The following is a 14059-nucleotide window of genomic DNA, read 5'->3' as shown; positions in this document are numbered from 1 at the left end:
CCGCCCTACGACCCGCCTGGCCCTTGTAGGCATTCGGGCGCTCATCGTGACAAGTGCAGGCGTAGGGCGGGCATCGCCCGCCGGCCCCACCTCGATCAGGCGAGATCGTCGCCGAGCGTCAACCCGCTGCGGAAGCGGCGGAATTCGCCCGACAGCGGATCGACGAACGCCAGCTCCCGCGCCAGCAGCTTCAGTGGACGTCGATAGTCGTCCGCGGCTGCGACGGCCAGTTCGGGATACAGCGGGTCATTGCGGATCGGCGCGCCCAGCGCCGCCATGTGGATGCGCAACTGGTGTTTGCGCCCGGTCACCGGACGCAGCGCATAGCGCCAGTCGATGCCGCCGCGTTCGATCACCTCGATGCGGGTCTCGCTGTTGGGTTCGCCCCCGGCTTCGGTCATGCGGAAGAACGGTTCGCCCCGCACGATGCGTGAGCGCCGGCACAGCGGGAAAACCTCTGCCGGCAAGGCCGGCGCCAACGCTTCGTACCATTTGTCGATGCGCCGTTGGCGAAACAGCGCCTGGTAAGACGCGCGGCTGGCCGGGTTGGCCGAAAACAGCACCAGCCCTGCGGTGGCGCGATCGATCCGGTGCAGGGGCACCAGTTGCGGATTGCCGAGCCGCCGCATCAGCCGCCGCAACAGCGTCTGCTCGACGTAGGCGCCGGCGGGCGTCACCGGCAGGAAGTGCGGCTTGTCCGCCACCACCAGATGCTCATCGGCGTGCAGGATCGTCTCGACGAACGGTATCTCCGCCTCGTCCGCCACCTCGCGGTAGTAGTGGAGGCGCATTCCCGCGCGGTACGGCACCTGCGCGTCGATCGCCACGCCATCCCCGTCCAGCACGCGGCCGCGCGCGATCCGATCCAGCCATTGCGCACGACTGATCGCGGGAAAGTGCGCGCACAGCGCGTCGAGCGCGCTTCGCCAGGACCCTGGCGGCAGGTGCACCGTGCTGGCGCCACGGTCAGGACGGAAAGGAACGTTCGGCATGATCGGGCCAGTCTAGCCGCAGGTCGGCGGCAGGTCGGCGCCATGCCGCGTACAATGCTCGGCTGTTGTCCTCCGGCATGCGCATGGCACTCAACTCCACCATCTACAAGGTCGAACTGCAGATCAGCGACATGGACCGGCATTACTACGCCACCCATGCGCTGACCCTGGCGCGCCACCCGTCGGAAACCGAGGAGCGCCTGATGGTGCGGCTGCTCGCGTTCGCCATGCATGCGGACGAGCGGTTGGAGTTCGGCAAGGGCCTCAGCGACGAGGACGAGCCGGCGCTGTGGCGCAAGGCGTATACCGACGAGATCGAGTTGTGGATCGACGTGGGTCAGCCCGACGAGACGCGCGTCCGCAAGGCCTGCGGCCGTGCGCGCCAGGTGGTGGTGATCAATTACGGCGGCAACGCGGCGGAGCTCTGGTGGAACCGCCACGCCGCCACGCTGGCTCGCCACCGCAATCTCAGCGTGCTGGACATCAGCGCCGACACCGTCGCCGCACTGGTCACCCTGCTGCAGCGGGGCATGCGCCTGCAGGTGCTGATCCAGGACGGCCAGCTGCAACTGATGAACGATGCCGATGCCGTGGCGGTCGATCCGCAGATCCGCATGGCGAGCGCCGAAGCAGTGAGCTGACCGGCATGTCGGCTGCTGGTCCGCTATCGCCGGCACGGCGGCAGCCTGACCCGTGCGAGCTCACCGCGGCAGGCACGCGCCGGTCGATTGCCGGATAATCGCGGCTCCCTCAAGAAAAACCCCATCCGGTTCTCGCCCCGACGAAAGTCGGAATGCCAAACCCGAGACTTGATCGGGACATCCGCTGCCCCCTTGCCCAGGAGTCTTTCCATGCGCTGGTTGCTTTCCCTGTTCGCCCTGATTTCGCTCGTCGCCTGCTCGGCGCCGGCGCCGCAACAAACCCGCGGCAGCGTGGACCAGCTCACCGTCGTCGACAGCAAGGTCGGCACCGGCGCCGAGGCCATGGCGGGCATGAAGGTCACCGTGCACTACACCGGCTGGCTGTACGACGAAACTGCCGGCAACAAGCACGGCAGCCAGTTCGACAGCTCGCGCGATCATGGCGAGCCGTTCTCCTTCGTGCTCGGCGCCGGCAACGTCATCGCCGGCTGGGACCAGGGCGTGGCCGGCATGCGCGTGGGCGGCAAGCGCACCCTGCTGATCCCCGCCGCGCTGGGCTACGGCGCGCGCGGCGCCGGCGACGACATCCCGCCGAACGCCTCGCTGGTGTTCGACGTCGAGCTTTTGGACGTCCAGAAGCCCTGAGGCGGCTCGACCCCGGCGGGCAGTGCCCGCCATCGTGATTGGCGACCCACCGGGCGCTCCTACAATTCCCGCTCCGCCGCTTCCCTGCCCTGCTGGCGGATGATCGCTTCCTCGCGGGCGTCGATGATCGACTGCATCACGCTGTCGACGTCGGCGATGTGCTCGTCGAACTCGAACCGGCCGGTCAGTTCGGTATCGGGATGCAGCTCGCCCAGTTCGTACAGCGCCCACATCTCCTCGCCGTAGTGGGTGTCCAGCAGCTCGGGCGCGAAGCGCGACAGGCTGATGGTGATGTTGCCCACGTCACGCCGCAGCATCGTGCGCGCGCTGTTGTTGCCCGCCGCGCTGACCGCCTGCGGCAGGTCTATGATGACCGGGCCGTGCGGGCCGACCAGCACGTTGTACTCGGACAGGTCGCCATGGATCAGCCCCACGCACAGCATGCGGGCCACCTGCTGCATCAGGAAGCGGTGATACGCGCGCGCCTCGTCGGCGGACAGTTCGACCTCGCCGAGCCGCGGCGCGGAATGGCCGTCCGCATCGGTGACCAGTTCCATCACCAGCACGCCGTTGAAGTAGCCGTACGGCCGCGGCACGCGCACGCCGGCGGCGGCCAGCTGGTACAGGGCGTCGACCTCGGCATTCTTCCATGCCTCCTCGGCCTCGCGGCGGCCGAACTTCGTCGCCTTGCCCATCGCCCGCGCCTGTCGGCTGCCGCGTACCTTGCGCCCTTCCTGGTATTGCACGCGCGCCTGGAAGCTGCGCTGGGCCATGTCCTTGTAGACCTTGGCGCAGCGCACCTCGTCGCCGCAGCGCACGACATACACCGAGGCTTCCTTGCCGCTCTTGAGCGGCCTGAGCACCTGGTCGATCATGCCGTCGTCGATCAGCTCCTGCAGGCCCTTGGGGGTTTTCATCGGTGGCGTGGCTTCAATGCGTCGACGGGGGAACGCCCATTATGGCCGACGCCGACCGCATCCGTGGCGAAGCTCATGCCTCGCGTGCCGCCGCGGCGATCTCGAACGAATGTCGTCGCGCCGAGTGCTCGAAGATGTTGGCAGTCAGCATCAACTCGTCCGGCCGGTGGCGGGCCACGAAGGCCGCGATGCCCTCCTTCACCGTGACCGCATCGCCGACCACCGCGCAGGCCAGAGCGCGCTCGACCATCAGCTTCTCCGGCGGCGTCCAGTACGCCTCGATGTCGTCGATCGGCGGCGGGATCAGGCCGGGCTTGCCGCGACGCAGGTTGATGAAGCTCTGCTGCTGGGTGGTGAACAATCGCCGCGCCTCGGCGTCGCTGTCGGCGGCGACCACGTTGATGCCGAGCATCGCATACGGCTGCTGCAACCGCGCCGAGGGCACGAAGTTGCGCCGATACAACGCCAGCGCCTCGTCCATCGCATCCGGCGCGAAGTGCGAGGCGAACGCGAACGGCAACCCCAGCTGCGCCGCCAGCCGCGCACTGAACAGGCTCGACCCCAGCAGCCACACCGGCACCTCGATGCCGGCGCCGGGCACCGCGCGCACCGGCTGGCCGGGCTGCGCCGGCTCGAAATAGCCAAGCAGCTCCAGCACGTCCTGCGGGAACGCGTCGGCGCTGTCGAAGTAGCGGCGCAGCGCCCGCGCCGTGGGCTGGTCGGTGCCCGGCGCACGCCCCAGGCCCAGATCGATGCGGCCCGGATGCAGCGAGGCCAGCGTGCCGAACGCCTCGGCCACCTGCAACGGCGCGTGGTTGGGCAGCATGATGCCGCCGGCGCCCACGCGGATCGTCGAGGTGCCGGCGGCGACATGGCCGATCAGCACGGCGGTGGCCGCGCTGGCGATGCCGGGCATGTTGTGGTGCTCGGCCAGCCAGTAGCGCCGGTAGCCGAGCCGCTCGCCCAGCTGCGCCAGGTCCAGCGTGTTGCGGAAGGCCTGGCCCGCGTCGCTGCCTTCGGTGATCGGGGCCAGGTCGAGGATGGAAAATGGAATCATGGCGCAATCCCGGATGACGGAAGCACCCTATCTGGGGGCGAACCGGTTCATTGCCAGCCACAGCCACGCGCGGCGGCCGTCGGCTCAACTTTCCCGCCGCGCGGCCGCTAACGGGAGCGAACCATCGACGACACGGCGCGACAGAGGGGCAGTCCCCATGGTGGGAAACATGTGGCGGCGCGTGTTTTCGCGACGCAAGGCAAAGGCCAGTCCGCAGCGCGCCAGCAAGGCGCGGTCGCCGGCCCCTGCCGCCGTCCCGTCGCCCGCCGTCGCCCACGCCGCGACGGAAACGCCGTCGCTGGCCTTGATCGACGAGCGCTTCCACCGGCTCGTGCTCGGCCTGCCGCCGCCCCGCCAGGATGACCCGCTGCCGGCCGAAGCGGCCCTGCTGCGGCGACTGGAGCTGCTCGGCGCTCGCTTCGACCTGCGCAGCCTGCCGCGCCTGCCGACCGTGCTGCCGCAACTGCTGCGCACCCTCAAGAGCGACGAGGCTGCAGGCGCCGAACTGGCCAAGCTGGTCGGCCGCGACCCGCTGATGGTGGGCGAGGTCATGCGCGCCACCAGCACCGTGTTCTACCGTTCGGCACAACCGATCAGCAGCCTGCAACAGGCGGTGGTGCTGCTCGGCCAGGACGGCCTGCGCCGGGTGATCACCCTGCACGTGATGAAGCCGATCCTGCAGGGCAACACCGGCAGCATGGGCCACGCGGCAGGCGGGCGCCTGTGGGGCCACGCGGAACGCTGCGCGCATGCCTGCGCGTGGCTGGGGCGCACCACCGGCTGCGATGCGTTCGAGGCCTATCTGGCCGGGATCGTGCGCCATGCCGGTACGGGCGCGGTGGTGCGCCTGCTGGATCAACTGCTGCCCGGGGCGCCGCCACCGCCGTTGTCGGCGGGCTTCGTGCGGCACTGCGCGATGCTGGCCGCGCAACTCTCGCTGCAGGCTGCCCGCCAATGGGGGCTGCCGGCGCGCGTGCTCGGCGCCCTGGCCGAGTGCCAGGGCGAGGTCAGCGCAGCCACCTCGCCGCTGGGCCGCGCGCTGGCGGTGGCCGACAGTCTGGCCAGCCTGAGCCTGCTGGTGGAAAACGGCGAGTTCCCCGCCGATGCGGACCTGGCGCACAGCTGGCCGGGCGTCATGCCGCCGGCCGTGCTCGCACGCTGCCAGCGCGACCTCGGCCAGCACTTCGCCGCCGGCGTGGCCACGGCCTGATCGGCGACGGCAACGACTCCCGTTTGGTCGAGGAAACGCCTAGACTTGCCGCCACCACCATCGTCCACATCGAGGAGCCGCGCATGAGCAAGGGCATGGATTCGAAGAAGAGCGAAAAGAAGAAGCCGGAGAAAACGCTGAAGGAAAAGCGCGCCGCCAAGCAAGAAAAAAAGAAGGACAAGTAGCTCCGCCGCTCACCAGCCGGCAAGCGGCGAACGCGATGCGGAAAGCATGTTGCATTCCGCGCCGACGCCGCCGTCGCCGGCACCCACGCAAAGCATGAAGCGTGCGGGCAGGCCCGCGACGTCCCGGCTTGCTCCGCTCGCCAGCACGAACTGCCGTGCGCCGGCCTGCTCGCAGGCCGGCGCCTTGGTCGCGTGCGCGGCCGGCGTCGGGCACGCCAGCAAACGGTAATGGCAACGCCCGCTGGCGCTGCGCACGCAGGTGATGTCGGCGATGTCGGCCACAATCCGCGTACGGCTGTAAAGCACGTCGACGCCGTTGACGCTGGCGCGCGTGGCATGCGACTGGCTGCCGTAGCCCTCCACCCCGGCCAGCGAGAGCACCAGCCAGATCAGCGCGATGAGATAGTGCATGGCCGTCCTCCCGACAAACCGTTGCGAACGCGGCAGTTACATGTTGCGAAACAGGGTCATGAACGGCGCGCTCACGCTGAGCGTTTCCGGCCGCTCGCGCAGGCGCACGATGCCCTTGCCGGTGTCGTCGCGGGTGACGGCGGCGACCGCCTTCATGTTGATCACGGTGCCGCGGTGGATCTGCTTGAACACGGTCGGGTCGAGCACCTCCAGCAGTTCGCGGATCGGCGTGCGCAGCAGCGCCTCGCCCTCGGCGGTGACCACGGTGGTGTACTTGTTGTCCGCGCGGAAATAGGCGACGTCGTCGAGCAGGATCAGCCGCGTCTCCCGCCCCGTGCTGGCGGTGACCCAGCTCAGCGGCGGTTGCTGGCGCGCCGGCCCCAGCCGGCTGCCGATCTGCCGGACCAGGTCGGCCAGCGAGGCAGTGTCGGACCGATCCGCGCCCACGCGCGACTGCACGCGCTCCACGGTGGCGCGCAACCGTTCCGGGACGACCGGCTTGAGCAGGTAGTCGATCGCGCCGCGCTCGAAGGCGTCGATGGCGTACTGGTCATACGCGGTGACGAACACCACCTGGGTGGCCGGGCACGCTTCGGCCGCGGCGGTGGCGACTTCGAGGCCGGTGAGGCCGGGCATGCGGATGTCGAGGAAGGCCACTTCGGGCCGATGCTCGACGATCGCCTCCAGCGCGCTGGCGCCGTCCTCGCACTCGGCGACGATGTCCAGCTGCGGCCATGCCGTCTCCAGCGCGGCACGCAGCGACTGGCGCAGCAAGACCTCGTCTTCGGCGATCACACCCTTAGCCATGGGCCTGCTCCTCGTTGTAGTGCTCCGGCACGTTGATGGTGGCGGCGACGCCCTGCGGGAAGTTCGCCGCGATGGCCAGGCTGGCCTGGCCGGCATAGATCAGTTTCAGCCGTTCGCGCGCGTTCTTCAGGCCGATGCCCGCGCCGCTTTCCTGCGCGCCGAAACCCTTGCCGTCGTCGGCCACGGTCACCGCCAGGCGGCCATCCTGCCGGCGCGCGAAGATCCACACCGTGCCGTCGCCGGGCCGCGGCTCCAGGCCGTGCTTGATCGCGTTTTCCACCAGGGTCTGCAGCAGCATCGGCGGCAGCGGCGTGGCCAGCAGTTCGTCCGGCACGTCGATCTGCACGTTCAGGCGTGCGCCCATGCGGATCTTCATGATCGCCAGGTAGGCGCGCGAGCGCTCCAGTTCCTCGCCCAGGCTGGCGAGCGCGCGGTCGGCGCGCGGCAGCGAGTGACGCAGGTACTGGATCAGGTGGCCCAGCATCGCATCCGCCCCGGCCGGGTCGCTGCGCACCAGCACCTGCGCGCTGGCCAGCGTGTTGTACAGGAAGTGCGGCTCCACCTGCGCCTGCAGCAGGCTGAGCCTGGCGATCGCCAGCTCCTTCTCGGTCGCCGTCTGCGCCGCCGCCGCCTGCTCGCCGCGGCGGCGGCTGGCCACGCCGAGCGTCACCGCGCGGGCGATCGCCTCGAGGTTCTCCAGGTTGACGCCATCGTCCACCTGCAGCCAGTCGCTCCACGGCGCGCTGCACGGCTCGCAGACCAGGCTGAAGCTGCTGCTGCCGTCGCCGCGATTGACCGTGGCCAGGATGCGGTTGCGCTGGCTGACGATCCAGCGCATCGGGTTCCAGCGCCCCAGCTGCGCCAGGTCATAGGGGTCGGCGTAGACCGCGGTGGCGCGAATCTGCAGGTGGTTGCGCGCGCGGTCCACCTGCTCCACGCCCGGCAGCTCGCGAATCGCGGCGTCCAGCAGCTCGAACGCCTCCTCCGCCTCGAACGGCGCCTCGATCTGCCGCCGTTGCCGGGTGGCCAGCGTCGCCGAGGTCAGCTTGCCCGCGATCATGCGCACCCGCACCAGGTGCGAATGCGCGCGGATCACCACGAACACGATCACCACCAGCCCCAGCAACTGCACCAGGCTGCCCAACCCCGACCAGATCCAGCTCACGGACAACGTCGCCAGCAGCACCAGCAGGTACCAGGCCACGATGAGGCGCAGGTAGAAGAAGAAGCTTCTGATCACGACGACAGTTCCGCTGACTTGGGAGTGCGATCGAGAATAGTGGCCGAGACGCGGGAAATCCCCGGCGGCCCGACGAAACGCCGCAGCCGCCGACGGAAGCCCGACTCAGGGGTGCGAAACAGCGATGCGCTCACGTCACCGAACGAAATACCAGGCTGCAACAGGTCACCGCACCTTCGGCTTTTTGCAGTTCGGACACGTCGACGGTCGTCACCTGAAAGCCGGCATCGAGCAGCCGTTGTCGTGTGCGGGGGAAGCTGGTCGGCATGATCAGCTCATCGCCGATGCGCAAGACGTTGGCGGCATGCGCTTCGGCGGGATCGACCTCGATGATGTGGAATGCGGCGAAGTATTCGCGATCCACCCAAGCCGGCTGCAGCACCACGCTGTCATCGGACAAGGCGGTGACCGCCGATTTCAGATGCAGGCAGTCGCGCGTGGGCACGCCTTCGACGACATAGCCGAACGGGGCGAGCCGGTTGCGCAACTGGCCCAGTCCATCCGGATTGCTGCGGACGGATTGGCCGACATAAAGCGTGCGGCCGATGCGCAGCACATCGCCGCCGTCCAGGGTGGCCGGGGCCTCGATCGCCTGCAAAGGCCGGTATCGACGCAACGGGTCGGCCACAGTGGCGACTTCGGCGCGCCGTGACATGGCGCCGGGCCGTGTCAGCACGGCCAACTCGTCCAGCACGATCGCCACATCCTCGACGAACACCGAATCGGGCAGTTCGACTTCGGCCGGCAGAACCAGCACGTCACAGCCGGCGCGTTCCAGCGCACGCAGATAGTTGCCGTGCTGGATGCGTGCGAGCTCCAGGTCGATCGGCACACGCGCGAGGTGCGACAGCTCGCAACGGGCGATGGAAGGGCTGACGGCGCGGGTGATGGCGTTCCACATGGATGGCTACCGAAAGGTTGGCAACGGGCTCATTTCCCCGGATGCCGTGCACGCCACGCCGCCAGTGCCTGTTCGTAGCGCTCCAGTTTTTCGTCGTGGATGTCGTAGACGCAACGCACGCAACCCTCACCGCAGCAGTCGGCGGCGTCGGGCTCAGGCGGGCGCTGTGGCGGGGGATCGGCGGCGACAGCGTCCGGAGTTGGCTCGCCAGCGATCACGGCCTGCTTCCCGGGGCACGCTGGCGGGAATCCCTGCTCGCCAGCAGCAATACCATCGGCACGGGCGCAAGCTGGACGCGCTGCATGTCGTACCCTTCGACCACGCCTACTTCGCCGGCTTGCGGAACCGATAGATGAACTGGTCGGTGTGGCCGCGTATCGACTTGTCGAACACCTTGGTGGCATGCGTGTCGGCCGGGTTGCGCAGGGCATTGCTTTCGCCGTCGAAGACGAAGCCGGCGGCCTCGACTTCGCGCTTGACGACCTCCGGGTCGATGCGATGCAGAGTGTCGGTATCGGCCAGGCCGGAGCCGGCGGGGGCGACGTGGTCGATCACCACGAACAGGCCGCCGGGCTTGAGCGCGTCGTAGACCTGCTTGTCGAAGCTGGCCATGTCGACCGGGCCCATGAACGGGTCGTGGTAGTCGTGGTAGTTCTGCGAGGTGAATACCAGGTCCACCGGCACCGGCACGCTCAGCTTGGCCGCCGGCTGCTGCAGCAGGCTCACGTTGGCGTAGTGCGGCGTGGCCGCCAGCTTCTGCCAGTTGGCCAGGCTCTTGGCGGAGTACTTGCCCATCTCGTCCGGCCAGACGGTATAGACGTGGCCCGTGGGCCCGACGATGGCGCTGAACGCCCGCGTCCAGTAGCCACTGCCTGGCACCAGTTCGAGCACGTTCTGGCCGGGCTTGACCTCGGCGAAGGTCATGACAAGCGCCAGCTTGCGGCGCGCATCCTCGTGGCGGTCCGCCGCGCGCGCCGGATCGTCGACGCCTTTCTGCACGGCAGCGGTGATCGCGCCGCTGTGCAGGTCGGCAACCTGGGCGGTCGCCACGGCGGGGAACGGAAGGGTCAGCAGGAGGGCAAGCATGGCATGGCGCATGGCGTACTCCATCGGCAGGCGGGGTTCCCGATTGTGCTCCGCTTTGAGCGTGATGACACTGTGTCGACAGGCACAGGCATGCGATGGTGCTTGCGGTAACGTGCACGGGTTGCGGTTCCACCGCCGCGGGATGGCCACGCAAACCCACCGACTCACGGGAGGTTCCATGCGCTGTACCAGCATTCTGTTCGCCGCCGCCTGCGCCGCGATCGCCGGCCTGCCCGGCTCCGGCCATGCGCAATCGCCGGCGCACTGGCAGGCCAGGCAACTCAAGGCGTCGCAGGAATCCGAGGCGATCATGCGCGACGCCGACAAGCGCAACGGCCTGCTGGCCCAGTTCCAGGTGATGCGCTACGCCTCCGTCGGCAACAACGACCCTGCTTTCCAGGTCATTTTCAGCCAGTACCTGAGCTGGTATCAGACCTTCATCGGCGATTACCCGGACGCGGCGACCAGCTTCTCGATCAGGCAGGGAGCGTTGCCCGACGACCGCCCCTTGCCGTTGGACGACGGGGTCCACCACGCCGAGTCTGCCCTGACGGCGATCGCGCGGCTGGCGAAAGGGCGCCGGGCGGTGTTCTTCAACGAGGCGCACAACATCCCGCTCACCCGCAGCCTGACGGTGCAGATGCTGGCGCGACTGCGCGCCGAGGGTTACGACTATTTCGCGGCCGAGACGGTCTACCAGACCGACAAGGGGCTGCAGGCGCGGGGATACCCGACCAAGGACAGCGGCTTCTACACGCAGGAACCGGTCTGCGCGGAAATGGTGCGCACCGCGTTGCGGCTCGGCTACAAGGTGGTCGGCTACGAGGCGCTGTCCGATGCCTCCGGCGACGCACGCGAAGCGGAGCAGGCGCGCAACCTGTACCGGCAGGTGTTCAAGGACCATCCCGACGCGCGCGTGGTGGTCAACGCCGGCTACGCGCACATCCAGGAATCCGGCGCCTACCTGGGCGGCGCCTCGATGGCCCAGCACCTGCGCCGGCTGATCGACATCGACCCGCTCACCGTCGAGCAGACCATGCTGTACGACCACCCCGATGTCGGCGGCAATCATCCGTACTACGAGCCGGTCATGAAGAAGTTGCAACCGACCGGCCCCATCGTGTTCGTGGACGACGCCGGCAAACCGTGGTCGTTGCGGCCGGGCTACGACCTCAGCGTGTGGTTCCCGCCGACATCCATGCGTCGCGGCCGCCCGACCTGGCTCAGCCTGGGCGGCGAACGCAAGCCGTATTACGTGGATGGCGAACGCTGCAACCAGCATTTTCCCTGCATGGTGGAGGCGCGTTACGCCAGCGAAGGCAACGATGCCATCCCGGCCGATCGCGTGGTGCTCGATCCGGTGCCGCTCAACGCCGTGCCCAGCGACCGCGTGCGCAGCGGCGGCGCGGCGCCCGCCAGCGAGCTCTACCTGCGGCCCGGCAAGTACCGCGTGGTCTACAGCGGCGAGAACAACGCCACGCTGTTTTCACAGAACGTCACGATCAGGGACCGCAACCCGCGGCCACCGCCCTCCCAGCCCCCGGCAGCCACTGCCGGGCCCGTGTCCACGCCGGTTCGCGGCGACGTGGCGCAACCCTCCGTCGACCAGGGGAACTGATTCCATGACCCACCACAGAATGCGCGTACTGCTTGCCACGGCGTGTGCGCTTGCGACCTTCGCCGCCGTCGGAGCGGAACCCGCCGCCCCATCGCAAGCCGGCCTGCTCGGCTTCACGCCCGCGCATGCCACCACCCAACTCGACCTGGAACGACGTTTCGACGCCCAGCTCGACCCGGCCGAGCTGCGCGACTGGTTGAAGCAGATGGCATCGGCGCCGAACCAGGTCGGCTCGCCGCACGACAAGGCGAATGCCGAGTTCATGCTGGAGAAGTTCCGCGCCTGGGGCTGGGATGCGCACATCGAGACGTTCGAGGTGTTGTATCCGACGCCGAAGAAAGTCGCGCTGGAACTGCTCGGGCCGCAGCCGTTCACCGCCACCCTGCACGAGCCGCCGGTCGCCGGCGATGCCACTTCGGCGCTGCCCGGCGCGCTGCCGCCATACAACGTCTACGGCGGCGACGGCGATGTCACCGCACCACTGGTCTACGCCAACTACGGCATGCCGGACGACTACAAGGAGCTGGTGCGCCGCGGCATCGACGTGCGCGGCAAGATCGTTATCACCCGCTACGGCGGCGGCTGGCGCGGGCTCAAGCCGAAGCTGGCGCAGGAGCATGGCGCGGTCGGCTGCCTGATCTACTCCGACCCGCACGATGACGGCTACGCCCAGGGCGACACCTGGCCCGAAGGCGGCTGGCGCCCGCCCGAAGGCGTGCAGCGCGGCTCGGTCGCCGACATGCAGCAATATCCCGGCGATCCGCTGACCCCCGGCATCGGCTCCACGCCCGGCGCCAAGCGGCTGGCGATCAAGGACGCGAAGACCCTGCTGAAGATTCCGGTGCTGCCGATCTCCTACGCCGACGCCACGCCGCTGCTGAAGTCGCTGGGCGGCCCGGTGGCACCCGCAGCCTGGCGCGGCGCACTGCCGCTGACCTACCACGTGGGCCCGAGCACGGCCAAGGCGCACCTGACCGTGCTGTCGGACTGGAACCGCAAGCCGATCTACGACGTGATCGCGAAGATCGAGGGCGCCCGCGCGCCGGACCAGTGGATCATCCGCGGCAACCACCACGACGGCTGGGTGTTCGGCGCATGGGACCCGCTGGCCGGCAACGTAGCCCTGATGGCCGAGGCCAAGGCCATCGGCGGCCTGCTCAAGCAGGGTTGGCGGCCGCAGCGCACCCTGGTCTACGCCAGCTGGGACGGCGAGGAACCGGGCCTGCTCGGTTCCACCGAATGGGCCGAGGCGCACGCGAAGGAGCTGCAGGCCAAGGCCGTGCTCTACATCAACTCGGATACCAACGGCCGCGGCTTCCTCGGCGCCGGCGGCAGCCATTCGCTGCAGCATCTGGTCAACCAGGTCGCCGACGGCGTGACCGATCCGGAAACCCGCGTGAGCGTGGGCAAGCGCTGGCGGGCGCACCTGATGATCGAAGGCAGCGATCCCAAGGCGAAACCCGAAGCCAAGGCCAATGCCAAGGCGGCAGCCAGCGGCGGCGATTTGCCGATCGAGGCACTGGGCTCCGGCTCCGATTACAGCCCGTTCCTGGAACATCTCGGCATCGCCTCGCTCGACCTGGGCTTCGGCGGCGAGGACGACAATGCCGGCATCTATCACTCGCGCTACGACTCGTTCGACCATTACGCCCGCTTCGGCGATCCCACCTTCGAGTACGGCGTGGCGCTGGCCAAGGTGGCCGGCCACATCGTGTTGCGCAGCGCCGATGCCGATGTGCTGCCGCTGCGCTTCGGCGATTTCAGCCAGACCCTGGGCCGCTACGTCGGCGAACTGCACAAGCTGATCGAGAAGACGCGCAAGGCAACGGCGCAACAGCACCAGTTGCTCGACGCGCATGCCTACGCGCTGGACAGCGACCCGACCCGGCCGCTGCTGCCGCCGGCGCGCGACTCCGATGTGCCGGCGATCGAGCTGGCCCCGCTGGACCGCGCCGCCAGCCAGCTGGAGCAGAGCGCGCAGGCGTTCCAGGCCGCCTACGCGCGGCAGGCCGCCGACGGCTTTGCCCTGCCCGCCGCGCGGCTGCGCCAGATCAACCGGCAGATGGGCCGGATGGAACAGGCGCTGACCGATGCCGACGGCCTGCCCGGCCGGCCGTGGTTCCGGCACTTCATCTACGCCCCAGGCATGCTCACCGGCTACGGCGTCAAGACGGTTCCCGGCGTGCGTGAGGCGATCGAGGCACGGCGCTGGGACGAGGCGAACCGCTATGCAACGATCACTGCGCAGGTGCTTGACCACTACCGCGCCCAACTCGACCAGCTGACCCGTTTGCTGACCCCGTCGAGCTGACCGGCGCAAACCACGGCGAATCCAAGGATGGATCGCCC

General features: G+C 68.9%; 14 protein-coding genes. 5 read left to right on the top strand and 9 right to left on the bottom strand.

Going from position 1 to position 14059, the window contains the following annotated elements; translation table 11 throughout:
- Positions 1 to 95: 95 nt before the first annotated feature.
- Positions 96 to 992 (bottom strand): pseudouridine synthase, encoded by an 897-nt coding sequence (locus tag ACVCMC_RS03275; RefSeq protein WP_447098666.1) that lies wholly within the window; start codon positions 990 to 992, stop codon positions 96 to 98.
- A gap of 83 nt (positions 993 to 1075) precedes the next feature.
- Between ACVCMC_RS03275 and ACVCMC_RS03270 the strand changes: the two genes are divergently transcribed.
- Both ACVCMC_RS03270 and ACVCMC_RS03265 read left to right on the top strand, forming a co-directional pair.
- Entirely contained in the window at positions 1076 to 1633 is a 558-nt protein-coding gene (locus tag ACVCMC_RS03270) for a YaeQ family protein (protein ID WP_395119112.1), read from the top strand.
- A 210-nt stretch (positions 1634 to 1843) separates the two neighbouring features.
- The gene (locus ACVCMC_RS03265; RefSeq protein WP_447098665.1) at positions 1844 to 2278 is read left to right on the top strand and encodes an FKBP-type peptidyl-prolyl cis-trans isomerase; all 435 of its coding nucleotides are present in this window, start codon (positions 1844 to 1846) and stop codon (positions 2276 to 2278) included.
- Positions 2279 to 2337: 59 nt separating this feature from the next.
- Here ACVCMC_RS03265 and ACVCMC_RS03260 read toward each other — a convergent pair whose 3' ends face one another.
- Both ACVCMC_RS03260 and ACVCMC_RS03255 read right to left on the bottom strand, forming a co-directional pair.
- On the bottom strand, positions 2338 to 3195 hold the full coding sequence (locus ACVCMC_RS03260; protein WP_395119116.1) for a PA4780 family RIO1-like protein kinase: 858 nt from the start codon (positions 3193 to 3195) through the stop codon (positions 2338 to 2340).
- A gap of 73 nt (positions 3196 to 3268) precedes the next feature.
- Positions 3269 to 4252: an LLM class flavin-dependent oxidoreductase gene (locus ACVCMC_RS03255; RefSeq protein ID WP_447098664.1), complete on the bottom strand. Its 984-nt coding sequence runs from the start codon at positions 4250 to 4252 to the stop codon at positions 3269 to 3271.
- A gap of 157 nt (positions 4253 to 4409) precedes the next feature.
- On the opposite strand from ACVCMC_RS03255, the gene ACVCMC_RS03250 reads away from it, so the two are divergent.
- Positions 4410 to 5462, top strand: a complete 1053-nt coding sequence (locus ACVCMC_RS03250) for an HDOD domain-containing protein (protein WP_447098663.1) — start codon at positions 4410 to 4412, stop codon at positions 5460 to 5462.
- A gap of 194 nt (positions 5463 to 5656) precedes the next feature.
- On the opposite strand, the gene ACVCMC_RS03245 is transcribed toward ACVCMC_RS03250, so the two are convergent.
- From ACVCMC_RS03245 to ACVCMC_RS03220, 6 genes are all read right to left on the bottom strand, one after another.
- Positions 5657 to 6058 carry a hypothetical protein gene (locus tag ACVCMC_RS03245; RefSeq protein WP_447098662.1) on the bottom strand — a complete coding sequence of 134 codons (402 nt, stop codon included), beginning with the start codon at positions 6056 to 6058 and terminating at the stop codon, positions 5657 to 5659.
- A 36-nt stretch (positions 6059 to 6094) separates the two neighbouring features.
- Complete coding sequence (locus ACVCMC_RS03240) at positions 6095 to 6865, bottom strand: LytR/AlgR family response regulator transcription factor (protein WP_395119124.1); 771 nt, start codon at positions 6863 to 6865, stop codon at positions 6095 to 6097.
- Positions 6858 to 8105, bottom strand: a complete 1248-nt coding sequence (locus tag ACVCMC_RS03235; RefSeq protein ID WP_447098661.1) for a sensor histidine kinase — start codon at positions 8103 to 8105, stop codon at positions 6858 to 6860. The genes ACVCMC_RS03240 and ACVCMC_RS03235 overlap by 8 nt, the downstream gene beginning before the upstream one ends.
- Before the next feature lie 130 nt (positions 8106 to 8235).
- Positions 8236 to 9006, bottom strand: a complete 771-nt coding sequence (locus tag ACVCMC_RS03230; protein WP_447098660.1) for a dimethylarginine dimethylaminohydrolase family protein — start codon at positions 9004 to 9006, stop codon at positions 8236 to 8238.
- A gap of 29 nt (positions 9007 to 9035) precedes the next feature.
- Positions 9036 to 9224 carry an oxidoreductase-like domain-containing protein gene (locus tag ACVCMC_RS03225; protein ID WP_447098659.1) on the bottom strand — a complete coding sequence of 63 codons (189 nt, stop codon included), beginning with the start codon at positions 9222 to 9224 and terminating at the stop codon, positions 9036 to 9038.
- A 106-nt stretch (positions 9225 to 9330) separates the two neighbouring features.
- Positions 9331 to 10104 carry a class I SAM-dependent methyltransferase gene (locus tag ACVCMC_RS03220; protein WP_447098658.1) on the bottom strand — a complete coding sequence of 258 codons (774 nt, stop codon included), beginning with the start codon at positions 10102 to 10104 and terminating at the stop codon, positions 9331 to 9333.
- A gap of 166 nt (positions 10105 to 10270) precedes the next feature.
- On the opposite strand from ACVCMC_RS03220, the gene ACVCMC_RS03215 reads away from it, so the two are divergent.
- On the top strand, positions 10271 to 11710 hold the full coding sequence (locus ACVCMC_RS03215) for a hypothetical protein (RefSeq protein WP_447098657.1): 1440 nt from the start codon (positions 10271 to 10273) through the stop codon (positions 11708 to 11710).
- Positions 11711 to 11714: 4 nt separating this feature from the next.
- Positions 11715 to 14021, top strand: coding sequence for a transferrin receptor-like dimerization domain-containing protein (locus ACVCMC_RS03210; protein ID WP_447098656.1), 2307 nt, complete (start codon positions 11715 to 11717; stop codon positions 14019 to 14021).
- The last annotated feature ends 38 nt before the right edge of the window (positions 14022 to 14059 follow it).

This window comes from Rhodanobacter sp. UC4452_H20, from assembly GCF_052978205.1.
The sequence above is the reverse complement of the archived record's forward strand: the minus strand, read 5'-3'. Positions and strand labels throughout refer to the sequence as shown.

Coding starts and splice junctions, on each gene's coding strand:
- ACVCMC_RS03270 (WP_395119112.1), top strand. CDS start 1,076: ATGGCACTCAACTCCACCATCTACAAGGTCGAACTGCAGATCAGCGAC.
- ACVCMC_RS03250 (WP_447098663.1), top strand. CDS start 4,410: ATGGTGGGAAACATGTGGCGGCGCGTGTTTTCGCGACGCAAGGCAAAG.
- ACVCMC_RS03210 (WP_447098656.1), top strand. CDS start 11,715: ATGACCCACCACAGAATGCGCGTACTGCTTGCCACGGCGTGTGCGCTT.
- ACVCMC_RS03230 (WP_447098660.1), bottom strand. CDS start 9,006: ATGTGGAACGCCATCACCCGCGCCGTCAGCCCTTCCATCGCCCGTTGC.
- ACVCMC_RS03260 (WP_395119116.1), bottom strand. CDS start 3,195: ATGAAAACCCCCAAGGGCCTGCAGGAGCTGATCGACGACGGCATGATC.
- ACVCMC_RS03255 (WP_447098664.1), bottom strand. CDS start 4,252: ATGATTCCATTTTCCATCCTCGACCTGGCCCCGATCACCGAAGGCAGC.
- ACVCMC_RS03245 (WP_447098662.1), bottom strand. CDS start 6,058: ATGCACTATCTCATCGCGCTGATCTGGCTGGTGCTCTCGCTGGCCGGG.
- ACVCMC_RS03265 (WP_447098665.1), top strand. CDS start 1,844: ATGCGCTGGTTGCTTTCCCTGTTCGCCCTGATTTCGCTCGTCGCCTGC.
- ACVCMC_RS03215 (WP_447098657.1), top strand. CDS start 10,271: ATGCGCTGTACCAGCATTCTGTTCGCCGCCGCCTGCGCCGCGATCGCC.
- ACVCMC_RS03240 (WP_395119124.1), bottom strand. CDS start 6,865: ATGGCTAAGGGTGTGATCGCCGAAGACGAGGTCTTGCTGCGCCAGTCG.
- ACVCMC_RS03275 (WP_447098666.1), bottom strand. CDS start 992: ATGCCGAACGTTCCTTTCCGTCCTGACCGTGGCGCCAGCACGGTGCAC.
- ACVCMC_RS03220 (WP_447098658.1), bottom strand. CDS start 10,104: ATGCGCCATGCCATGCTTGCCCTCCTGCTGACCCTTCCGTTCCCCGCC.